Raw genomic sequence first — 20,616 nt, forward strand, 5'->3', positions numbered from 1 at the left:
CCTCGTGGAGGGATTCGCCACAAAAAGACGGCCCGGAAGCCCGGACCGTCCTCAAGTTGAGTGTGACGAGTTCCTACGGCACGTCACCCTCCTCGTCAATCGCCTTATCGATCTTGGCGTTTGCAGCTTCCTCGTGTCCATCGATACAGCCGTGGTAGCGGCGGTGGATGACCTCCGGCGAGTTACCAACCCGCCGGGCCACCTCGGCGATGTGCACTCCAGCGTTTAGCCATCGGGTGATGCAGGCGTGTCGTAGGTCGTACGGGCGCCCGGCTAGCGGCGAGTCGACGCGCTCCGGTGGCAGCGCGTACGCCCGCGCCTCCTCCCACACCCGCCAGTAGGTGGAAGAGCCGACCACTCCCCCGCGTTCGTTGCCGAACACGCGCCCTTCCTTGGCGGTTCCAAACTCCTTCAGGTGCGCCTTAAGGATGGCGACCAGAACCGGCGGGATGGGGACCGGCCGGTCGGTGGACGCCTCGCGTGCCTTCAGGCCGCGGCGGTCGTGCCGCTCGCCTGAGTCGGTCCACTGCTTGCCGGAGACGGGGCGTGTCTCCCGCAGCGTGAGCGTGCCCCAACCCGTCTCCGGCAGATGGCAGTCAGACCGCCTCAGCCCGACAGCCTCAGCGGGCCGCAGGCCCGCGTAGTACAGGACCGCGTAGAAGGCCGCCAGGCGCCGCCCGCGGCAGCGATCCCATGACCCAACGTAGGAGATAGCGGTGAGCAACTGCCGGGCCTGCACGGCGTTCACGAGGACGCGGCGGTCCACCATCTCATTGGAGCCGACGTGCTTCCGGCGGACGCGCTGAAGGGGGTTCTCCGGGAGCTCCCCCACGACCACGGCGTGTTCGAGAGCGGTGTTCAGAGCGCGGCGTCGCCGCTTGTACGTGTCGCCGGCCGCTGGGGTGCCGTCCAGCTTGTAGCTGACGCGATACAGCACATCCGCGAACACCTCGGCATTGGCTAGGTCGCCCAAAGGCCGGTCGGTCGTCGTGACCCACTCGTACGCGGGCTTGAGTTCGGCCGGCGGGTCCTCCCCCTCATTTGCGGGCACGATCCCCCAGCGGAAGGCCAGCCGAAGGGTCTCGTCGTCAGGAGTGCCGTCCCCGCGCTTGACCATGGCGAGCGTCACGGCCGCGAGCCCGTCTGCCATGCCTTCACGGGTCTTGGCTGCGCTGGTACGCCATCGCCCGGCCACGTACTTCCGGCAGAACTCGAACCACCGCAACGGCGGTTCGGCGTCCGCAGCCTCGGCGACTTCGGCTGCTGCGCGTACCTCGGACTCAGGCAGCCCCGATGCGATTTCGAACGCTTCACCGCGCCGGTTCATGGCCTGCCAGAGCTCGGACCGTCGGCTCTCCGCGAGAGCCGACGTGGTGAAGGTGCCGCCGTGCACCTGCCCTGCTACCACCCACCGGAGGCGCCACGGGCGGGACTTGCGCCCGGTCTTGGAGACCTTCCACAGCTTGACGTCGAAGGAATAGCCCGGCCGGGCCGAACCGCGAGGGCGCCCGGCCGGGGTGTCGTTCTCAGTGCTCACGCAGCGTCCTCCCGCTCCGCAAGCCAACGCTCGTACTCCGACCGCCGGATCCGCACGTCGCCGTTCGGGAGCTTGATCGAGCGGGGCCCCTTCCCAAGCTGGCGCCATCGGTAGAAGGTCGACGGGGCGACCTTCAGATCAGCGATGACCTCCTTGACGGTCATCTTCTCGTCCTGCGTACGGGCACTCATGGGGTCATCCCTTCGGCTTCGTCCGCACCGGACAGGCCGGACAGCTCCAATTCCGGCTGTCCGGGGTGTTCGTGCTGGTCAGAGGGTGTAACCGGACAGCCGGACAGCGCGGACACCTCTTGCGCCCTCTCCGTTCGGGTCTCGGTGTCCGGGTAGTACCGGCCGCTGCCGTCCTTGCTGAGCTGTCCGGCCTCGGCCATGCGGGAGCAGGTCCGGCGGATCGTGTCGATGTCGACCTGCGGCAGTTCACTTGCCATGTCCTTCGGTTTGGCGCCGGGGTAGGCGCGGACGTAGCGCAGGATCGCGGCGCGGGTGTCGCTGACGGTGTGGTCGGTGACAGGGCCGTCCAGCAGGTGCCAGGCGCCGGAGGCGGGTTGGAAGCTGAGGGCGTACTCGGCTTCGTCCACGTCGCGGCCGGTGACGTGCAGGATGCCGTCCGCCTGCCCACGGGCTCGCTTGAGGACGAGTGTGGCGTCTGCAGCTCCGGCGATGCCGTTGGTGCCGGAGACCTCGGTGAGGAAGTCTTCGGAGCCTGCCTTGCGGACGTGGTGGACGAGAACAACGGCTACGCCGTAGTGGTCGGCGAGCCGCTTGGCGTAGCCGACAGCGACGTAGTCCGCGTCATACGCCGACACCCCGGCCGGGGCCTGTCCGCGCATCTTGGCGAAGACGTCGATGACGACCATGCGCGCGTCGAGGTGGCGCTCCAGCCACTGGGCGATGGCCTCGGTGCCGCCCTGAGGGAAGGGCGGGCATTCGGTGACCAGGGTCAGACCAGCGGGGGCTGGCTGGTCGCCGAGGAGCTTGCCCATGCGGGTCTGGAGGCGGCGCGGGGTGTCTTCCAGGGCGAGGTAGAGCACCGGGCCGCCCTGGACAGGGACGGAGTCGAACGCCTTGCCTCCCGCCGCAACGGACAGGCCCAGTCCGAGGGAGAGCCAGGACTTACCGACCTTCGGTGGTCCGGCGAGCACACTGACTCCTTCGGCGAGGATCCCGGGCACGGCCCATTTCGGCTCGGGGAAGTGCGCGGCCATGAGCTGATCGGCCGTCCAAGCGGTCCGGGGGCGCTCACGCTTGGGCGGCGTCGTGGGGGCCGGTTGGGGGTCGCTGGGCACGGAGTACAGGTGCAGGGGCGGGATGGGGTTAGCGCTCATGCGACGACCGTCCGCGGGCGCCGGGCTCCTGCCCGGAGACCGGAGGCAATGGTGCGCTGTGCCTCGCGCTCGCCCTGGCCGACTTGGAGCGCGGCCGTGAGGAGCCAGCCGGTGACGTCGGTCTCGCTCAGCTCGCCACCGGCAACCAGCTGTCCCAGGGCGACCGCGGCGATGTACAGCGATTTGTTGTGCTCGTGCGGGCCGGAGCCCGTGACCCGCTCCACTTCCCCGTTGATCGCGGAGCGGAGGAAGGCGGTGCGCCGACCGTAGCCGGTGAGAGCGATCGTGACGGGCTTCTGCGGGGGCAGCGGCGCCGGGCGCAGGAGTTCGGAGAGCCAGCCCGGCAGGGGCGCCACGGGAGTGTTGCAGGTGACCTCGTATGAATGTCCGGCGAAGGTACTGCCCGCACCGACCACGAGTCCGCCCCATGCGCGGGTGTCGACCTTCCAGCCCAGCCCGCGGGCGCTGTCCCCGGCGGTGTTGCGCAGAGGATCGCCCTCGGGTGCGGCGAAGTACAGGTGGGTGCCGCCGCTCCACGTGCGGACGGTGTGGGTGTCTGCAGGGAAGGGCTGGCCGTGACGCTCGCAGAGCACGGCCAGCACGTTGGCGCCGTCGGTGACGCCGTGCTCAGCCCATGCGGCCGGCGGAGCGTCGCCGAGGTGCTTGGGCTTGTCCAGGTCGATGACGACCAAGCTGGAAGGGCCAGTGGCGATGCCGACGTTGAAGGCAGCGACGGACCACGCGCGGGTGATGCGGTCCGGGTCGGTGGTGGCACGGGTCTCCCAGTCGGAGATGGCCGGGCGCTTGTCGCCGGGGATGAGAGGGAAGACGTGCCGGTCACGGGATGCTGCGTCAAGCGCGGCGGTGAGCTGGGCAGAGCCGTCCGAGTGCGGCATGCTGGGGGTTCTCCTGTTCTGTCTACGGATGGGCAGGGAGAACCGCGGCGGCGGGCGACCTTGCTGGGGAGTCCCGCCGCCGCGGTGTTGCTACTGGTTCTTGGCCCAAGCGGCGTACTGCTGGCGGACGTAGTGCCGCGGGTCGCAGATGACGGCCGTGCCGTCCAGCTCCATCAGCCGCTGTGCGGCTCGGGTGGCCAGCTCGGCCGCGTCCGTGGTGACGTTGTCGGCTTCGTCGCTCAGCGCGATGCGGTCCAACAGCGCGGCCTTGCGGAGCCAGAACTCCCGGTTCAGCCCGTCGAAGAGCGGCCTGTCAACCGCGGTCCTGGCAGTCCATCCGATCTCGCTGACGACGCTCGGGGCGAGCGTGTACGCCGCTTCCGGGGTGGGCCACGGCTCAGGCTCGGTGCGGTGCTCGGCCCGGAGGTAGAGGCGGTGCCGCTTGCCGTCACGGGTGGGGTACACGCTGACGGTGCCCGCCGTGAAGGTGCTGTCCAGCGCGGCGACCACATGATCGGTGTCGGTGGGGTCGCAGATGACGCGGATCTCGAACACGGGGCGTTTCTCCTAGGGGTCAACCGTGGAAGTGACTGCGCTTGATCACGGCTTTGCGGATGTTGACCGTGCTCCCGCGCCCGCCGCTGATGTGACGGACGGGGCTGCGCCAGGCGAGGACCGCGAGCGCGATCCACATGGCGGTGCCAGTGCCGAGCCCGGCAGCGGCATTGATGACTTCGCCAATGCCGTAACCGACGCCGGCCGACAGGGCGCCGCCTCCGAGACCGGCTCCGAGGAAGCGCTGTGCGACGGGGTCCAGCAGCGGCAGCGGGGTCAGGTCGCGCGGCTCGGGCCGGACCATAGGGGGCGGGGCGAGGTGCTTGGGCATGGGGACCATGCGGCCGTAGGCGTCGGGCACCCACACCACCGGCCCCCGCTCGGCAGCCAGTTCCACGGTCGCCGGGGTGGGCTCGTAGAGGGTCAGGGATGCAGGGTCGTATGCCGGGGCCGCCGGGAGGTCCGGCCGCAGGGCGGGGGCGTGCTCGTTCACGTCGGGTTTCCTCAGCGGCCGAGGGCGGACAGAGCGTCGGCGGACGCCTGCACCACGTCGTGGATGGGTCCATAGGCGCCGGTCCCGGCGACGAAGAAGCCGAACAGGAACAGGACCAGGGCGGAGCCGCCGCCAGCGGACTTGGTCTTGACGGCGAGGGCGGAGGCGGCGCCGAACAGCAGCACGGCGGAGATGTTCAGGATCATCAGGAGTCCTCCGGACGGGTGGGGTTGGTGAACCGGGCGTCCATGCCGACGGCCAAGCGCTTGAGGTCGTCGACGGTGAGCTGCGCCGCACGGAGGCGGGCCTGTACGCCGGCGGGGAGGAAGTCCGCCGTTTCGTCGCGGCAGACGATGACGGTCGCCTCGCGGTGCTGAGGGTTGTGGGTCACGGGTGATCCCCTCGTGGTCAGTCGGCGGTGCCGGCGCGGTAGATGCGGGCCCAGAGGTTGTAGAGGTGGCGGCCGACGCGTATGCGCTTGCCGTGGCCCTTGCAGCGGCGGCACTGCTTGCCGCGCTTGAGGCGGCCTTTGCGGTCGGTCTTCATCGCGAAGCCGAAGCCGCGGCACTTGCGGCAGTCGCCGTACGGGCTCGACGCACACAGACTCACGTAACCGAGAGTGACGGCGAGCAGGCATGCGCTAGCAAGGAGAATGACGGTCATGGGGTGCCTTCCAGGCGGGATTTCCGGCGTTCTCGCAGGTCGGGTGCTAGGTGCGAGGTTGCTGATCAGGGCCGGTTTCGGGTGCTAGCGAGGGTGCTAGGTCTAGCAGCGGCGGCTGCTAGACCTAGCAGCCGTGCGCGGTCAGCTTCCGGACCGCTTCCCGTCACGGTGGGTGATGGCGATGGTGATGTCGGCGCGGGCGATGCCGCGGCGGGTGGTGCCCTTGCCCTTGTCGGTGGTGCCCCACACGTCCTGTGCCGTGATGCCGTGCGGGCGCAGGTTCGTGGTCACCGTCTCGGCCTTCCAACCCCCGTAGATCTCGGGCCGCAGGGTGGCGAGGCGGGCGGCCACCTTCTCGTTCCACACCTTCTCCTCGTCGGCCGCGACGACTTTGAGGATGTCGGCGAGCAGGTCGAAGGACGGTTCGCCGCTGTCGGGTGTCTCGCCGATGGCGTGCCCGGTGATGTTCCCGTACTCCTCGCGCATCGTGCGGGCGCGGACCACGACCTGTTCGGCGGCCGGCGCGTCCACGAACGCGGAAGCGACGATGCGGGGATCGTCGCCCTCGCCGGACATCCAGCAGATGCCCAGGTCGGAGCGGGAGAACATGGTGGCGCGGATGCCCGCCTTGTACATGCCGGTGCCCAGGACCATGTCGTTCGCGGTGTGGCCCATGACCTTCAGACAGAACCTGAGCACGGCGTTCGCGGAGATGCCCGGGGGCAGCGACTTCGCGTCGGGGCGCTGGGTGGCGAACATGCCGACGATGCCCAGGGCCGGACCGCGCTTGGCGATGTCCGTGCAGATCGACTCCAGCTCGGCCCCGTACTTCTCGTGCTCGAAGGGGACTTGGCACTCGTCGAAGCCGACCACGATCGGGTGCAGCCCGTACTTCCGGTCGCTGGCCAGGGCGGGTGTCACCTTCGACTCTGGGCAGATCGAGCGCGGCAGGCTGCGGATCACCTTCGCCCGCCGCCTCAGCTCCTCCTTCAGCTCACGCATGGCGTGCAGGACGTACAGGACGTCCTCGTCGTCCTCGCCGGACCGGTAGCGGTGGAACACCGGCTCCAGCGCGCCAAGATCCCCGGTGCCCTTGAAGTCGAAGCCGTACAGCTGGGCCCGCGGGTCGAGGGCCGCGATGAGCAGCAGCAGCCTGAGCAGGAACGTCTTGCCCATGCGCGGGATCGAGCCGATGACGATCGACGCGAACATCAACGTCACGGTGATGTCGCGCATGCGCTGGTCATTGCCGAAGACGACCGGCTTGAACAGGTCGACCTGCCCGTCCTTCAGCAGCGGCCAGGCGGGCTTGGTGGTCTCGTTCATGGGCCGGTCGCCCACCCACAGGATCAGGCGGCCCTCGTGCTCGTCGGGGTCACCGGCCGGCCACACGCAGCCCAGCTTGCGGCGCAGCCCGGAAGCGAGGGACTGCCGCGCTTCCATGATGTCCTCGGGGACGACGCCGTACGGCAGGTCGACGTCGGCGCGGTAGCCGGGGCCGTCGCGGGTGATCTCGGAGGTGAAGCGCAGCCCGTTCATGTCGCCGCCCTTCTTGATGGCGGCCGTCAGCTTCGGGTTGCCGATGTTGTCCAGCGCCCGCAGCACGATCGGCCCGGTCAGCTTCTGCAACTCGGTCTTCAGCACCGCCGGGCCGATCACGGGATGATCCTGCGGGGCGCCCCAGAATCCGGCGACCAGCACCGCGGCCGCAGCCAGCAGACCGAGCCAGGCCGGGGCCATCACGTACAGGGTCAGCGCGAACCCGGTACCGAATACGGCCGCGGCGGTCGTCACCAGCACCCGCAGCCGCACCCGACCGTCCCGCTGACGCGACAGCTTCAGGTACTCGGCGGTGTTCTCGTGCAACACCTCATACGCGCGCAGCGGAGCGCCCTCGGCATCCCACACCCACCCGTTGGTCTCCCGCACAAAGCGAGCCACACCGCGCGGCGCGTTCAGCGTGAGCCGGAAGGCGTACCAGGGTGTGCGGATCCCGTGGAAGGCAGTGGCGTAGAAGGCATTGCCGGTCGCACGCTGCGCGGTGGACACGAAACCCGGCTTGGACGTCAGCCACGTCGGCAAGATCGGCCGCCGCTTGTAAGTAGTGATCCCCGGCGCGGGAAGATCGGGCCGGTCGACCGGCACCCGCCGGGCGACCGGGTCGCCCGACTCGTCATAGTCCGAGTCGGCCGACTCGGCACCCGATTCGGCCGGGCGGGAGTCGGGCGACCGGTCGGCGGCGGGGATGGCCGACTGGCCGCGAGCCGACCGTGCCTTGTCGAGGTCGACCACAGCGGCGCCGGGGTCGGCCGACATCTCAGCTTCGAGCCGGTTGAAGAGCTCGTTGTCGTCGTCGGGGTGATTCACTGGGGTTCCTTCTCTCTGGGAAGATGCGGGGCCCGGCCGCTGCTTTGGTCGGTTGAGACCGGGCCCCGTGCAGGTCAGGCGGCGCGCTGTTCCTCGAGGTAGGCGCAGGCAACGCACATCCCAAGTGAGGTCGGGATGCAGTAGCTGTAGGCGATCTGGCACTTCGGGCAGGTGCGGCGGGCGAGCATCGCCAGGGCTAGCGCACCCCACTTGCGGGAGGTCATCGGCCGGACCGGCTTGGCCCGGTCGACGCGGTAGAGAAAGGTGACCTGCACCCCGGTCTTCCGGCCCCGATGGCGGCGCATCACCTGAGCGGCGACGGGCTGTCCGCCGGGGCGGAGACCAGCCGCACGGAGCTGGCGGCGGGTGGCGTAGCCGTCCGGGGCGAACCGCCACGGGAAGGTGGGGATGCCGAACCGGTCACCGGACGGGTCGAAGCACTTGGTGTAGGCGGACATCAGGCAGCCACCCCTACGAGCGGAGCATCGCTCCGGGCACCAGCTCGGCCAGCGCGCCGGCCGGTGACCGTGGCGAACAGCCACCCCAACCCCGCCCGACGGAATCCGGCGCGCGCCTGCTTAGCCGCGTACATCGCCTCATCGGCTCGCCGCAGCAACCCGGACAGGTCCTCGCCGGGGAAGTCGGCGGCACGCACCCAGCCGAGAGAGACCGTGGTGTGTACGGCTGGGTCCTGCCCGTCGACCGGTCGGGCGAGCACGCCGTGCAGGACAGCGAGCAGGTCTGCGGCAGTGCCGTGGTTGTCGATCAGTACGGCGGCGAACTCATCGCCTCCTAATCGCCCAGCCACCCCGGCGTGGCCCACGTGGTGGGCGAGCCGTTCCGCTGTCGCTTTTAGGAGTGTGTCTCCGGCCGCGTGGCCGAAGGTGTCGTTGATCTGCTTGAAGCGGTCCACGTCGGCCAGGACCACGACAGCCCGCGGGCCCCTCATCAGGGCGGTGGCGCGGCGGGTGAATGCCTCGCGTGTCCGCAGTCCGGTCAGCGGGTCGCGACGGGCGACGTTCAGGCGCCGCCGTAGCCACAGCGTGTGGGCTGTCCAGCCGGAGGCGACCGGAGCCGCCGCGGTGAGCATGGTCAGCAGGGTGTTCATGCCGCCGCCCCCTCGGTTACCGCGTCTTCGCCGTCGATGGAGTGCAGGCAGCGCCCCTCGGCACGTTCGTTCAGCAGCTGGTCCCGCAGCACGCGGGAGTTGGCGGCTGAGCAGTGGAGCGTGGTCCGGATGGCTTCCGCGTTGATTGCGTCATCCGCCCAGTCGGCCGTGGCCGCGCGTGCTTCGGCGAGGAGTTCCACCGAGGTTCGCGGCGCCTTGGCGGCCTTGGCCTTGCCCTTGGTCCTGGCGGGGCGTTTGCGCGGCGGCTTGGGCGTCTCCGGCTTCGGTTCGGTCGGCCGCTGCGGCGGCACGGGCGGGACATCCTCGCTCGCTGGAGCCAGTTCGCCCAGCTTCAGCAAGACGCGTTCCGGGCGCGGGGTCTTTGACCGCCACCGTCGACCGTGCTGTTCCCGCAGCCGGGCGCGGGCCAACTGCCGCTCGTGCTCTCGCTTCAGCGCCTCGGAGTAGGAGGTGATCTCCCACAGCGTCATCCGCCGCCACAGGGCGAACGTCGACAGCGGGGCGAGCATCCAGCGGGAGAACCGCACCTTCTCCATCCGCCGGCCGGTGGCACCGCCGATTTGCACGGCGTAGACGTGAGCGCCGATCTCGGAGAACACCACCCACAGCATGGGCATCGTGCCGTGCGCGACCTTCGCCCACAGCGAGTGTCCCGCGGCGATGTTCAGCCCGCAGGTGACCAGTGTCAGAGCCCACGGCACGAACCGCACCCAGGCCAACGCCATGTCCATCCGGATCAACAGGAGGTTGGCCACGGTGAACACCGGAATGGCCACGTCGATACCGACCGGCAGCATCCACGGGGCGCCGAAAGCCCAGCGGGCGGCGGCAGAGGAGACCGCGTCAAGCGAAGCAATCAGCCCCAGGGCACCGACGCCGGCCGCGGCCAGCGCGCCCAGTCCGGCAAGGCCCATCTCCGGCTTCGTCAGCGGCGGAATCACCGGCCGCACCGTCTCGGTTACGGTCGTCATGCCGCCGCTCCCTTCCGGGAAGACCGGCGGCGCCCGGTCGGGCGCGCCAGCGGGACGACGTTGAACAGCTCTGGGGCGTGCGCCTCGATCGCCTCGGCGGCGATGCGGGCCACGTCGTCCGGAAGGTTGCTGTACTCGGGATCGGCGAGGATGTCGCGCGCCGCGTCCAGGCGGGCCGCACACTCCATCTCGCTCTCGCCCTCCACCCCGAGCCACAGCTCAACCGGGGTGCCAAGGGCCAGCTCCACGAAGTCTTCAGCGGAAATGGCCTGCTGATGGCCGACGTACGTGCGCATGGTGCTCTCCTGAGTCGATCGGGCAGGGAGAACCGCGGCGGCGAGCGACCTTGCTGGGGAGTCCCGCCACCGGGCAGTTGTTGTGCAGGTCAGGACAGCCGAAACTGCCCCGTTCGGGCATGCGATACATGTCTGAACATGTCTTTCACTGTGGCGCGCTCGATGGCAGCTGTCAAGTCCTTCGCTGCTTTCGGGTTGCCATGCGACGTGACATCAGGTTGTCGCGCGATGGCAGGACGAAGTGACCACGCTCCTGGACGACTTGGGACGTCCTCGCTAGCGTTCAGTGCGTCACGTGCGTCCCTAGACGTCCCCGGGAGGTTGAGATGGCGAACGAGCGCTTACGATCAGCGATGCTGACGCGTGGCATCACCGTCGACGCCTTGGCGACCCACGTCGGGGTGGACCCGAAAACCGTCGAGCGCTGGATCTCGCAGGGTCGCGCGCCCTACCGGCGACACCGCCTTGCCATCGCGGCATTCCTGCGTGAAGACGAGACGTACCTCTGGCCAGACGGCCTTCCCGACAACCAGCGGCAGGACGCAGCCGACGCTGAAGTCCTGAAGGTGTACCCGCACCGTTCCTACGTTCCCCCGGAACTCTGGTTGCAGCTCTTCAGCCGGGCAGAGCGAGAGATTGGCGTACTCGTCCACGCTGGCGTGTTCCTGGCGGAGAACCCACGATGGCCCCAGCTACTCAGACAGAAGGCATCGTCTGGCGTCCGGGCCCGGATCCTGCTGGGTGACCCCAACAGCCCAGAGATCCAGCGGCGAGGGGAAGAGGAAGAGATCGGCGAGGGCGTCGCCTACAAGGTGCGCGAGGTGATGAAACTGTACCGCCCGTTGTACTCGGTCCCGGGCATCGAGTTCCGGATGCACAGGTCGACCCTTCACAACTCGCTCTACCGTTCCGATGACGAGTGGTTGATCAACACACAGGTGTACGGGGTCAGCGCCCCCATGGCCCCGGTGCTGCACCTCCGTCGTGTCGCTGGTGCCGAGTTGGTCTCGACGTATCAGATGAGCTTCGAGAAGGTGTGGTCTGAAGCTGCCCCCATCGAAAGGCCCTCATGAGTCGCCGTACCGACTATTTCAACGATCCCTCCGCACCGAAGGCCAACAGCATCGTGCCCGCAGTCACTGCGTTCGTCATGAACGACGCAGGCGAAGTGCTTCTGGAGCGACGCTCCGACAACGGGCTCTGGGGCATGCCAGGAGGCGCCCAAGAGATCGGAGAGAACATCTCCGGCACCGTCTGCAGGGAGGTTCTGGAGGAAACGGGGATTCAGGTCGAAGTGGTCGGCTTGGTCGGAATTTTCACCGACCCTGGACACGTCATCGCCTTCGCTGACGGAGAGGTGCGTCAGGAGTTCTCGCTCTGCTTCCGAGCCCGGCCGGTCAGTGGTGAGATCAAGGTGAGTTCGGAGTCCTTTGCCGTTCGATGGGTCCCCAGGGCGGAGCTCGACTCGCTCGACATCTCACCGACCACGCGACGACGCCTCGAAGAGGGGTTCCGTAATGGCGAGGTCCCGCTGATCAGCTGAGTTCCGCAGCCATCGCTTCGGCACGCCACCGCACTCGGGCCACCCTTGCCATGAGCTCGGGACGGGCCGCAGATACCGCCCGGAAGACGACGTGCTCCGGACCGTACCGCTCCAGGACTTCAGAGAGTCGCTGGGCGGGGTCCACGAGATCTCCGACCGGACTACTGGTCAGATCGCAGTAGGTGATCGCGTCTACCAACTCAGGTTCAGCAGGCTCAAACTCCGCGAGCGCATCTTCCAACCCAAGCTCGGATGCCTCCCATGAGGAGGACGTGTGCATGGCCACGATGCTGCACAGCCGAGGGTCAGCTCCCACAACGTCGCGCAAGTAACGGGCCCCGTCGATCATGTGCTGTCCGGTGTCCACGGCGGCCTTGACATACCCGACGTCGTGCGCGATGGCCGCGGCGGCCAACAGCTCGGCGTCCGCGCCCAGTGCCGGCGCCAGGCTCAGCGCCTGGGAGTAGACCCGCTGAGAGTGAGCCCATCGCTTCGGCAGACTGTCAGCCAACAGGGACTCAGCTAGGTCATAAGCCCACTTGGCCAGTTGCATGTTCCACTGCCTCCGAGGCAATCGAGGGTTCAGGACGCAGAGCTCACGAACCGGCCTACCCCGTGTCGCGCCTCGATATGACCTGCGATCTCCAGTTCGCGCACAGCGCGGCGAACAGTGCCACGGGCTACGCCGTACTTCTCACCGAGCGCCGCTTCGCTCGGAAGACGCGCGCCGACAGGCAGGTCACCCCTCCGGATCTGCTCCAACAGGTCCGCCATGATCTGTTCGTACGGTGCAGTCCCAGCGTCCCCAGCAACCTTGCGGCCGACGCCGGCAACAGTCTGGATGTCCCCCGATTCCTCAAGAGCCAGCAGGGCGCGCCGAACTGTCGTGCGGGCCACCCCGAACTCACGCCCGATCTCTGCCTCGGACGGCAGTCCGTCCGAGTAAGCCCCAGCGGCGATCCGCTCGCGCAACGCCTGAGAGATCACCTGGTACGTCCCGCGTGGACTGGGGCTCGGCACGCATTCCTCCTTCGGAAACCGTCGCATCCCAGCTTCCCACGGGCGCCCACCCTGGTGGGGTGTCCTAGCTGTCCGGCTGTCCGGCTGTCCGGATACGTCTCTCACCTGTACAAATAAGCCGGACAGCCCAGAGGACCACTGTCCGGGCTGTCCGGTCGCAGAAGGGCTGTAACACCCACAGAGTGGTACAGCCCGTCGGCGAAGCCGACCTCTCAATGGACGTAGGAGCCGGAGGCGACATCCGATCTGTTCTCATCAGGAGGGGCCCACAGCAGGGTCGGGAACTTTTCCTGCTTGATTTCAAGGCACCCGAGCCTGCACTCCCGCCTCCGCTCGCGGTGATTCCCAAGCTCATGACCTCACCCCCGGGGTCCATTCAGCACGGTTCGAACGTCCAGCCGCCACGACGGCTCGCGGTGCTCGCCGGCATCAGGGCTGATGCCCATTGGAGTTGTGCGGGAGTGGTTCGTGGTGGTGCCAGATGAGGTAGCGATCCTCGCGGCGCACTTCCGCGGAACCCCACTCGATGCGAATGATTCCGTGTTCCATGGAGCACGCGTAGGCGACGAGGACTAAGTGGACGTCATCAGGGAGAAGCCTGAGGTCGGGATGGGCTTCCGGCTCGTCGAGTTCGTCCAGGTCGAAGTCGAATGCCTGCTGCATCGGCTCCGGGCCGTGGCGCCGAATGAGGTCCGCACGGAAGCCGACAGCCCGTCGTAGCCGGGCCGCAGTGACGGGTACGTCCTTCTTCGCATAGCGAATCGGGTAGATCACTTGACCGCTGACGATCATCACCGTTCGCCCCTGCAGGCGTACGGGGGTGGCGTCGCCGATGGGGGCAAGGCCCGCGGCCAACTCCTCGTACTGCACGGCGTGCAATCCGTGGCCGTAAGCCTCCAGCGTCTGAGTGCGGACACCTTCGTGTCCGTGGCGAGCCCGGTCGTGGGCTCGTACGAGGCAATGCGGAATCACCTCAGCAAGCTGATCGGCCACGTACCCGAAGGTTGTGCGTGCCCATGAAGTTGCTGTTCCCAAGACGTACCGCCCTCCCCTGGTGGCGTCGAGGCGCCGAGCAGCATCCCCACGAACCGTGCTTCCTAAAACGGAACTTCGCAAGAGGGCGTCGGCTCCGCGCTCAGTTGGAAGGCCCGGACTGAGTGGCAGTAGTCGCCAACACAAGTCACAGTCACGATGCGCTTTAGACCAAACCAAACATGCTGAATAGTCGATTTCAAGCCACACTCGCTGCCACTTCCGATCTCCCAGCGAGCCAGAACCACACTTAAGATCCGTGCATGACCCAAGAGAAGCTCGGCAAGATCCTAGGTTCAGTGGCAAAGAGGATGCGAGCCGACTTTGAGCAGTCTCAGAACTTTAATCACAACGGTGAAGCCGGCACGTCACGTGAGGTACTCATCCAACAGTTTCTCTCTGGATATCTACCGACTCACGTCGAAGCGGTTCACAACGTAGAGGTAATCGCAACGAATGGCGACGTATCGCCACAATCTGACATTGTCCTCATCGATCGCGGAACACCACCGTTCACTAGCCTTCGGGGTTTCCGAATCATTCCGAATGAATGTGTATATGGTGTGGTCGAAGTCAAGACTAAGCTTGATCGGACACAGCTCACGGACGCCTGCAGCAAGATCAGCAGGATGCGCAAGATGCCTAAGACTGCGTACCGGCCGATCTCGGGGATCATCCCTCGCTCCACTAAGGCATACGGCGAGACATATGGCTTCTTCCCGACGTCGGGCATGGTTGTCGCGTTCGACAGTCTGAAGCTGGAGACCATCGGATCCCACCTTGCGGACTGGTGTCGGAGCCGCAACCCCATTGAGTGGCCGGATAGCGTGTGGGTTGCGGGTAAGGGGCACCTGCAGTGGGGAGATCACCGCACGTGTTCACTCTTCAGGTCGCCGGTAGCGGGCGCGTCACTCTTTCAGATCGATGCCGAACCCGAACAAGACATCCTGCTTGCATTGGCGCTTCATCTCAACATTCACTTTTCCGATGCATGGATGAATCCGCTCGACCTCCTGCCCTATTCCGGAGCTACACCGTTGGGACAGCTGTCTAGGCATTGGACGATCTAGCGAGTACGCGCTCGATCCTCTCTGCCGCTACCGGCGTGGCGGCAGGGAGGTTATCTGCACTCGCGGGTGGCCTAAGGAACGAGCGATCCGACGAATCGGCCATCGTCGGATCGATACACCACCTCGACGTCATATCGATCGAGCAGCGCGTACATGTCGGGCGCGGGAGCCGCCGGCAACAGGATCACGCGCTTGGGCTCACCTTCATGTTCCAACGTCTTGACGTAGCGGCTGTAGTCGAGGATCTGCCCAAGAGCCATCCGGATGTCTTCTCGGGAGTTCGAACCCTTCGCCTCGTACAGCACGTGATCCGTCGCGTCGTACAGGTCGGTACGAAGCGTTGAGGTGAGCCCCTGCACCCTGATTTGGAAGGCGCCGGTCTGATGCCCTGCAGACTCCAGGTGAGCCTTGTAAGCCTGCGTCAGTTCAGCCTCATGCCGGACGGCGACCGTGGCAGCCGTAGCAGCACGGATGCTCAACTTGGTGCCGAAAGCCTCAGGAACCACGAAAGTGCCGCTGGTCTCCGCGTTGGGAGCCGCCTTCCGTCCGGTAGTCCTCTTGCGGACGCGCTGTTTGGGAAGCGGCAGAGCACCGCTTGTCGCCGGTTCTGACTGGAACATCGCCGCAGTGACGGCCTGGAAGGGTACGAGCTCGGCCGTGGTCTCTTCAGCGGCAGGGATCACGTCCTGCGCGGCGTGCTGGACAGCCCCTTCGGGGCGCAGCCGGAACACAACAACGCTGCGTTCCTGGCCGTCCTCGCCATGGACTCTGCGCCAGACGTACGGCTGCATGCCATCCAGAGCGAACATCCCCAAGTATCGGTGCGTCTTCGTGTCACCCCCCGGCAGCTTGCCCACCCGAGTAAACACGCGGAGCACCCGTTCCTGCTCCGCGTGCCGCAGAATCGCCCGGTTGCCTGAGCCGGCAACTCCGTCAAAGGTCTGGTCCCCAGACTTGCCGGCACCGGTGTACTCAAAGACAGGCCCGAGCTCATCTTCCTCAGCCAACCAGCCGTCGTAGTAGCCGGCTTGCTCACCGACATCCGGGTCCGAGTAGAGATTGACACTGTGCATGTCGTCAGAGGGGCAGATCCCTCCCTGTGGGCTTCCCCCGAACGCTGCACGGATCTCAGTGCGCGTGCGCACGTCGCCGGGGTTGATCACTTCAACGCTAGCGGTCATGGACTGACCCTAGATCACCGCGCTGACAGTCCCGCCAGCATTGCATGGAGGGGGCAGACAAGGGTGCTCCGGCTGTCCGGCTACCCAGGTATGCCCCTCACCTGCACAGACGGTCCGGACACCTCAGAGTACTGATGGCCGGAGTGTCCGGTCATCGCCGCGGCTGCAACTCCCAAAAGCTCGGGTGCGCCAGCGAATCCGAGGCAGCCGGAGGGGCGTCGGGGGAACAACGGCGTCTCTCGTCAGCCCGCGCTCGTCTCGCCCATGCGCACATCAGCAATCCGGGGCAGGTCACCGCCGCTCGAAAGCAGCGCCGTTTGTGTCCCACCTGTCCGGCTGTCCGGTTGCCCCTCTCACCTGCATAAACAGCCCGGACAGCTCAGAGTGCTGGTGTCCGGGCTGTCCGGTCACAGACCGCTGCAACACACCCTGGGTGTTACAGCCCGTCGGCGAAGCCGACTTTCAATGGACGCAAGAGCTGGAGGCGACTTCCGATCTGTGCCTCAGGAGGGCTTACAGCAGGACATGAAGCATTTCCCTACCTGATCAAGGCCCGCGCACAGCGCGGGCATGCGCCGCCTTAGCGGCGCACCTGCCTCCTATCTACGCCCCGGCTGGCCGCACCAGGCGGCTGCGGGCATGCACCCCCTGTGGCTGAGGCCCGTCGGCTGTGCGGCTTTAGTCAGGAACTTTGGCGTGATCCTCGGAGTCATGCCCCCACATCATGCACTAATGGGCAGGCTCATAAATCGAGACGGCTCAGAACGACCCGGACCCTCCCCGACCTCATCGACCGCGCCTGACCGGATCAGGGCAATCCTCGAACCGACGACAATTGGATTTACACCCAGTGGCAGCCAAATGGCGCACTCGATGCAACCCAATGGCCTAACCCTGCTCGAATGTTCCGTCACAGAGCCACAGACTCTTCCCAACAACGACTAATCGAGTCTTCCGCCAAGCGAGATCGAAAATACCCACGGGATCCCGCAGAACCGTCGGACAGGTCAGGGATGATCGCATGAATCTTTTCACAGAGCAACCTCCTACACGATCGAGCCTGCTTACCCTCAAGCTTCTCGACAATCTCCCGGCATGGCGCATGCGAGCCATTGAACGGATAATGATATCAAAAGCGATGTGGTCAGAACGTGAACGAGAGATTCACGTCAAGCCACTTGAAGAGGTATCAACAAATTCAGGCAGTCAGGACTGGAGAATCCCAGGATTGACAGAAGACCTGGATGAGTTGAAGAAAGATGGCAACATTGAGCTAGTCCTACCCATAACGGAACTCCCCAAGATTCCCCTCCTCGACCTACACATTACCGTAAACGGGGAAAGACGGTATCGAGTTCGACTTGACGACAGCGCCCGCATCCAGGCGTGCCATATTCAGCACCTGAGCGAGAAGATTGGGAAGCCGATTGAGAATCCGCATCTGATTGAGCTACTTGCAGCCATCTTCTATTTCCCCACCTCTACATATGACAAAATTTGGCAAAGAAGAAGGCATAGTTGGATTGGGTTTTTTTCTAAGCGAATCCATGAACGCATTGTTACACGCAGCTATCTTCGCAGTGACACCCGTTTGCAGGGCGCCGCAAGGTCGGGCCTTTCTGATTATTGGTACGACATTTGCTACGAGATCAGGGAGATCGTAAAGAAGTACGCACCCAAGGAGCATCTCAGCGGTGCAAGTAACCCAATTATTGCGCTCCCGTACTTCGTTAACGAATGGGCCAGGCTCAAACAAGAGCAGCCAGAAAGGGAGGGGGTGTCTACCGAAACGATCACAGGACTCCTCTGGTCCCTGCAAGCATTGCTGGTCAAGGCGCGAGAAATTTCAAGGGAGAGCCCCCATCCTGAACAACGTGAAGCTGCCGACAAACTTCTTAGCTCTTATGCCACCTACGGGTACAGGTGGATGGCGTTCGCGAGATGTACCGTGCCGGTCGCCGCTCCATTCGTGATCACTATTAACGAGCAGCGATCCATCCACTTTCAATACAAGCGACGGAAATACAGAAGCGCCGGCATATTTTTGTGGAAAAATGTCGGGAAGACGGCATGGAAAATGGTCTCCTTCCGCGACGCAGAAACCAATCACGTCAGCATTCGTGTTGCCGATACGGCCGTTCGGCTGGATAACTGCCAGCCTTTGGGGGTCGCCGACGGGGTCCCAGACCTTGACGAACAGGAAGCTGAGATCGATGACGAGGAAGGAACATTTGAACTATACCTTCGGCATTCAAGCTTCCAGCGGCGCCCCGAGCGCATTTGGATTAAATGCAACCTGAGACTTGCCCGGGTAATTTCATTCTTTCATTACCTTGCCATGGCTGTAACAGCGGCTGGCATCGGGCTCCTGTTCTGGCGCGGAGTATTGGATGAAAGAGTTTTGGTGACAAATCCACCAACTAGGCAAGAATACACGCATGGGCTTACAGCAAAGGATGCCTCAGTGATCCTTATTCCCGTGGCATTCGTAGCTTCCTTCTTGCTCGTCAAAGACTCATCTACGCTAGTTATGCGAATCCGGTGGCTCCGGCAAGTTGCCTTGCTGATCGAGCTATTTATCCTGTTGGCCTTGGCCAGCTCCTTGTACGCTTGGCGACTCATCTGGGCCTCCCCCTAGCTGCAGTAGCGCCCAGCGTTCTCGGCGTAGTACGGCTGGACACCCGCAACGGGTTGGCCAACCACGGGCGGCGCGTCGGGCCGGGGGTTGGAGTGCTTTCCTGTTCCGACCATGGCCACGAGCTACGGCAGCCCTCTGACACGGCCGGCACGTCAGGGATAACGGAAGGTGCCTCCAGTTTTGGCGGCTTCCCCTCCCGCGTCCCACTCGCCTGGATGACCAACATCTAGTGTCCCTCCTGTTCGGGTGTCCGGTTAGGCCTCTGACGCGTAAATAGGTCCAGCTCAGGGGCGTTTTGGGAGGGCCAAGGTGGAACAGGAATTCTGACGCCCGTGCTCACAGCAACACTCCACGATGCCCGTGGACGGCCCCCGGCGCCACGCTCACCTGCGAGCTCACCGGCATCACAGAGGCATCGGTTTCGGCCGGAACGAACCCCTCCAGCATTCCGGACCGGCACCCGATCACGTCAGGGCAGACAGAAGCACCATCGGCACGCGCTACGGCATTTACCACGCCCCCGGCGCGCGCCAAAGGCGCGCTGACTCGCTCACCTGCATAAACGGCCCGGACAGCTCATAGTGCAGGTGTCCGGGCCGTCCGGTCACAGACGGCTGCAACACTCCTGGGGTGTTGCAGCCCGTCGGCGAAGCCGACCTCAGCCGGCCGCAGACACCGTCCAAGCGCATCGACGGCCGCACCCTGCCTGCACAGCACCACCACGATCCGGCTTCGGGAGGGAAAACCCAGTACAGCGGTCAGACTCCCCGCTCGGTTGCGAGACCATCCCGCAACCGCATCGGGGAGACCGACCCGACGTGGTGGTTTGTCGCGAAACGGTCAACCATGTCCAGCACTTGGCCCATGACAGTAGCGTCAAAGTGCTCCCGCCCTTGTAGGGGTTCTTCGCCCGCCAGCCTAAGTGCATCCAAGATGGCCCGTTCAAGCTCTGGAGCCTCGTCGCCAGGAAGATCAACCAGCAACCGAACAACACGCCTGTAGCCGGACCGGGAGTGTGCACGGAGGCGCCCCGCAGGATCGCCGGACGTTATGCCAAACTTCAAACGAGCCCGTTCCTCGTCAATGACGACGTAGAACACGTCCCAGATCTTGTTAGAGCAGGCTCGACAGAAACCGGCCCCCTGTTGGACGGTGGTGGGCCGCGGCCTGCATTCATGGCCGACAGCACACCGCACCCGATGGGGGGTGTTCGCCCCAAGCCATGTCGGCTCCAGCACAGTCCCGCCCAGCTCAGTCACTCGTGCCCGAAATTCCCGCTCCGCCGCTACCGGATCGTTGCCGACGCAGGCAAGGCACATGCCGGATCCGCCTCTGAGGCTACTGGGGCGCGGCGCGCATTCGTGGCCGGCTGCGCAACGAGCGTGATGGGGGTGGTCCTTGCCGAGCCACCTTTGCTCCAGCACGGTCCCGCCCAGCTCAGCTACTCGTGCCCGAAATTCCCGCTCCGCGGCCACTGAATCCCTGCCAGCGCACGTCCGGCAAAGCCCCTGCCCACGTTGGACGTTGGAAGGCGTAGGAGTGGATTCGTGGCCAGCCGCGCACCGTACCCGATGGGGCCGGTTGTTGCCGAGCCAGGTCGGCTCCAGCACCGTCCCACCCAACTCGGCAACCCGAATCCGAAACTTCTGCTCCGCCACCTGCGGATCATTGCCCGCACACGTCCGACAGATACCGCCGCCCCGCCCCACATTGCTGGGCGTAGGGGTGGATTCGTGGCCAGCCGCGCACCGTACCCGATGGGGGCGGTTGTTGCCGAGCCAGGTCGGCTCCAGCACCATCCCGCCCAACTCGGCAACCCGAATCCGAAATCTTTTCTCCGCCACCTGCGGATCATTGCCCGCACACGTCCGACAAATACC

General features: G+C 65.6%; 22 protein-coding genes. 4 read left to right on the plus strand and 18 right to left on the minus strand.

Annotated features, from left to right (window positions below):
• Positions 1-73 precede the first annotated feature (73 nt).
• The 14 genes from ABZ845_RS05510 to ABZ845_RS05575 all read right to left on the minus strand — a co-directional run bounded on the left by ABZ845_RS05510 (position 74) and on the right by ABZ845_RS05575 (position 10,252).
• Positions 74-1,537, minus strand: a complete 1,464-nt coding sequence (locus ABZ845_RS05510; RefSeq protein WP_360973250.1) for a tyrosine-type recombinase/integrase — start codon at positions 1,535-1,537, stop codon at positions 74-76.
• The gene (locus tag ABZ845_RS05515) at positions 1,534-1,728 is read right to left on the minus strand and encodes a helix-turn-helix domain-containing protein (protein WP_360973252.1); all 195 of its coding nucleotides are present in this window, start codon (positions 1,726-1,728) and stop codon (positions 1,534-1,536) included. The genes ABZ845_RS05510 and ABZ845_RS05515 overlap by 4 nt, the downstream gene beginning before the upstream one ends.
• Entirely contained in the window at positions 1,725-2,882 is a 1,158-nt protein-coding gene (locus tag ABZ845_RS05520) for an AAA family ATPase (protein WP_360973254.1), read from the minus strand. Before ABZ845_RS05520 ends, ABZ845_RS05515 begins: the two co-directional genes overlap by 4 nt.
• Positions 2,879-3,778: a bifunctional DNA primase/polymerase gene (locus ABZ845_RS05525; protein ID WP_360973256.1), complete on the minus strand. Its 900-nt coding sequence runs from the start codon at positions 3,776-3,778 to the stop codon at positions 2,879-2,881. Before ABZ845_RS05525 ends, ABZ845_RS05520 begins: the two co-directional genes overlap by 4 nt.
• 90 nt (positions 3,779-3,868) lie before the next feature.
• Entirely contained in the window at positions 3,869-4,333 is a 465-nt protein-coding gene (locus ABZ845_RS05530; protein WP_360973258.1) for a hypothetical protein, read from the minus strand.
• 19 nt (positions 4,334-4,352) lie between these two features.
• Positions 4,353-4,826 (minus strand): hypothetical protein, encoded by a 474-nt coding sequence (locus ABZ845_RS05535; RefSeq protein WP_360973260.1) that lies wholly within the window; start codon positions 4,824-4,826, stop codon positions 4,353-4,355.
• 11 nt (positions 4,827-4,837) lie between these two features.
• Positions 4,838-5,032 (minus strand): hypothetical protein, encoded by a 195-nt coding sequence (locus ABZ845_RS05540; RefSeq protein ID WP_360973262.1) that lies wholly within the window; start codon positions 5,030-5,032, stop codon positions 4,838-4,840.
• Positions 5,032-5,217 carry a hypothetical protein gene (locus ABZ845_RS05545; protein WP_360973264.1) on the minus strand — a complete coding sequence of 62 codons (186 nt, stop codon included), beginning with the start codon at positions 5,215-5,217 and terminating at the stop codon, positions 5,032-5,034. The genes ABZ845_RS05540 and ABZ845_RS05545 overlap by 1 nt, the downstream gene beginning before the upstream one ends.
• A gap of 17 nt (positions 5,218-5,234) precedes the next feature.
• Positions 5,235-5,489 carry a hypothetical protein gene (locus ABZ845_RS05550; RefSeq protein WP_360973266.1) on the minus strand — a complete coding sequence of 85 codons (255 nt, stop codon included), beginning with the start codon at positions 5,487-5,489 and terminating at the stop codon, positions 5,235-5,237.
• 141 nt (positions 5,490-5,630) lie between these two features.
• Positions 5,631-7,856 (minus strand): cell division protein FtsK, encoded by a 2,226-nt coding sequence (locus ABZ845_RS05555; protein WP_360973268.1) that lies wholly within the window; start codon positions 7,854-7,856, stop codon positions 5,631-5,633.
• 74 nt (positions 7,857-7,930) lie between these two features.
• Complete coding sequence (locus ABZ845_RS05560; RefSeq protein WP_360973270.1) at positions 7,931-8,314, minus strand: RRQRL motif-containing zinc-binding protein; 384 nt, start codon at positions 8,312-8,314, stop codon at positions 7,931-7,933.
• Positions 8,314-8,964 (minus strand): GGDEF domain-containing protein, encoded by a 651-nt coding sequence (locus ABZ845_RS05565; protein ID WP_360973272.1) that lies wholly within the window; start codon positions 8,962-8,964, stop codon positions 8,314-8,316. Before ABZ845_RS05565 ends, ABZ845_RS05560 begins: the two co-directional genes overlap by 1 nt.
• Positions 8,961-9,956: a DUF2637 domain-containing protein gene (locus ABZ845_RS05570; protein ID WP_360973274.1), complete on the minus strand. Its 996-nt coding sequence runs from the start codon at positions 9,954-9,956 to the stop codon at positions 8,961-8,963. Before ABZ845_RS05570 ends, ABZ845_RS05565 begins: the two co-directional genes overlap by 4 nt.
• Entirely contained in the window at positions 9,953-10,252 is a 300-nt protein-coding gene (locus ABZ845_RS05575; protein ID WP_360973276.1) for a hypothetical protein, read from the minus strand. The genes ABZ845_RS05570 and ABZ845_RS05575 overlap by 4 nt, the downstream gene beginning before the upstream one ends.
• 326 nt (positions 10,253-10,578) lie before the next feature.
• Here ABZ845_RS05575 and ABZ845_RS05580 point away from each other — a divergent pair, with 326 nt between their 5' ends.
• Together ABZ845_RS05580 and ABZ845_RS05585 are read left to right on the plus strand one after the other, a co-directional pair.
• Entirely contained in the window at positions 10,579-11,325 is a 747-nt protein-coding gene (locus ABZ845_RS05580) for a helix-turn-helix transcriptional regulator (RefSeq protein WP_360973278.1), read from the plus strand.
• Positions 11,322-11,795, plus strand: coding sequence for an NUDIX domain-containing protein (locus ABZ845_RS05585; RefSeq protein ID WP_360973280.1), 474 nt, complete (start codon positions 11,322-11,324; stop codon positions 11,793-11,795). The genes ABZ845_RS05580 and ABZ845_RS05585 overlap by 4 nt, the downstream gene beginning before the upstream one ends.
• Here the strand turns inward: ABZ845_RS05585 and ABZ845_RS05590 are convergent.
• The 3 genes from ABZ845_RS05590 to ABZ845_RS05600 form a co-directional block, all read right to left on the minus strand.
• Positions 11,788-12,348: an HD domain-containing protein gene (locus ABZ845_RS05590; protein ID WP_360973282.1), complete on the minus strand. Its 561-nt coding sequence runs from the start codon at positions 12,346-12,348 to the stop codon at positions 11,788-11,790. The genes ABZ845_RS05585 and ABZ845_RS05590 overlap by 8 nt on opposite strands.
• Before the next feature lie 29 nt (positions 12,349-12,377).
• Positions 12,378-12,815 carry a GntR family transcriptional regulator gene (locus ABZ845_RS05595; RefSeq protein ID WP_360973284.1) on the minus strand — a complete coding sequence of 146 codons (438 nt, stop codon included), beginning with the start codon at positions 12,813-12,815 and terminating at the stop codon, positions 12,378-12,380.
• 429 nt (positions 12,816-13,244) lie between these two features.
• Positions 13,245-13,808: a hypothetical protein gene (locus ABZ845_RS05600; RefSeq protein WP_360973286.1), complete on the minus strand. Its 564-nt coding sequence runs from the start codon at positions 13,806-13,808 to the stop codon at positions 13,245-13,247.
• 302 nt (positions 13,809-14,110) lie between these two features.
• Between ABZ845_RS05600 and ABZ845_RS05605 the strand changes: the two genes are divergently transcribed.
• Complete coding sequence (locus ABZ845_RS05605) at positions 14,111-14,917, plus strand: DUF6602 domain-containing protein (RefSeq protein ID WP_360973288.1); 807 nt, start codon at positions 14,111-14,113, stop codon at positions 14,915-14,917.
• A 71-nt stretch (positions 14,918-14,988) separates the two neighbouring features.
• Here ABZ845_RS05605 and ABZ845_RS05610 read toward each other — a convergent pair whose 3' ends face one another.
• Positions 14,989-16,098, minus strand: coding sequence for a hypothetical protein (locus ABZ845_RS05610; protein WP_360973290.1), 1,110 nt, complete (start codon positions 16,096-16,098; stop codon positions 14,989-14,991).
• 1,021 nt (positions 16,099-17,119) lie between these two features.
• Between ABZ845_RS05610 and ABZ845_RS05615 the strand changes: the two genes are divergently transcribed.
• Positions 17,120-18,736, plus strand: a complete 1,617-nt coding sequence (locus ABZ845_RS05615; RefSeq protein WP_360973292.1) for a hypothetical protein — start codon at positions 17,120-17,122, stop codon at positions 18,734-18,736.
• Positions 18,737-20,616: the final 1,880 nt, after the last annotated feature.

The sequence above is a fragment of the Streptomyces sp. NPDC047022 genome (genome assembly GCF_040644155.1).
In the GTDB taxonomy this organism is placed as follows: domain Bacteria; phylum Actinomycetota; class Actinomycetes; order Streptomycetales; family Streptomycetaceae; genus Streptomyces.

Coding starts and splice junctions, on each gene's coding strand:
- ABZ845_RS05515 (WP_360973252.1), bottom strand. CDS start 1,728: ATGAGTGCCCGTACGCAGGACGAGAAGATGACCGTCAAGGAGGTCATC.
- ABZ845_RS05520 (WP_360973254.1), bottom strand. CDS start 2,882: ATGAGCGCTAACCCCATCCCGCCCCTGCACCTGTACTCCGTGCCCAGC.
- ABZ845_RS05525 (WP_360973256.1), bottom strand. CDS start 3,778: ATGCCGCACTCGGACGGCTCTGCCCAGCTCACCGCCGCGCTTGACGCA.
- ABZ845_RS05540 (WP_360973262.1), bottom strand. CDS start 5,032: ATGATCCTGAACATCTCCGCCGTGCTGCTGTTCGGCGCCGCCTCCGCC.
- ABZ845_RS05550 (WP_360973266.1), bottom strand. CDS start 5,489: ATGACCGTCATTCTCCTTGCTAGCGCATGCCTGCTCGCCGTCACTCTC.
- ABZ845_RS05560 (WP_360973270.1), bottom strand. CDS start 8,314: ATGTCCGCCTACACCAAGTGCTTCGACCCGTCCGGTGACCGGTTCGGC.
- ABZ845_RS05565 (WP_360973272.1), bottom strand. CDS start 8,964: ATGAACACCCTGCTGACCATGCTCACCGCGGCGGCTCCGGTCGCCTCC.
- ABZ845_RS05570 (WP_360973274.1), bottom strand. CDS start 9,956: ATGACGACCGTAACCGAGACGGTGCGGCCGGTGATTCCGCCGCTGACG.
- ABZ845_RS05575 (WP_360973276.1), bottom strand. CDS start 10,252: ATGCGCACGTACGTCGGCCATCAGCAGGCCATTTCCGCTGAAGACTTC.
- ABZ845_RS05580 (WP_360973278.1), top strand. CDS start 10,579: ATGGCGAACGAGCGCTTACGATCAGCGATGCTGACGCGTGGCATCACC.
- ABZ845_RS05585 (WP_360973280.1), top strand. CDS start 11,322: ATGAGTCGCCGTACCGACTATTTCAACGATCCCTCCGCACCGAAGGCC.
- ABZ845_RS05590 (WP_360973282.1), bottom strand. CDS start 12,348: ATGCAACTGGCCAAGTGGGCTTATGACCTAGCTGAGTCCCTGTTGGCT.
- ABZ845_RS05605 (WP_360973288.1), top strand. CDS start 14,111: ATGACCCAAGAGAAGCTCGGCAAGATCCTAGGTTCAGTGGCAAAGAGG.
- ABZ845_RS05610 (WP_360973290.1), bottom strand. CDS start 16,098: ATGACCGCTAGCGTTGAAGTGATCAACCCCGGCGACGTGCGCACGCGC.
- ABZ845_RS05615 (WP_360973292.1), top strand. CDS start 17,120: ATGAATCTTTTCACAGAGCAACCTCCTACACGATCGAGCCTGCTTACC.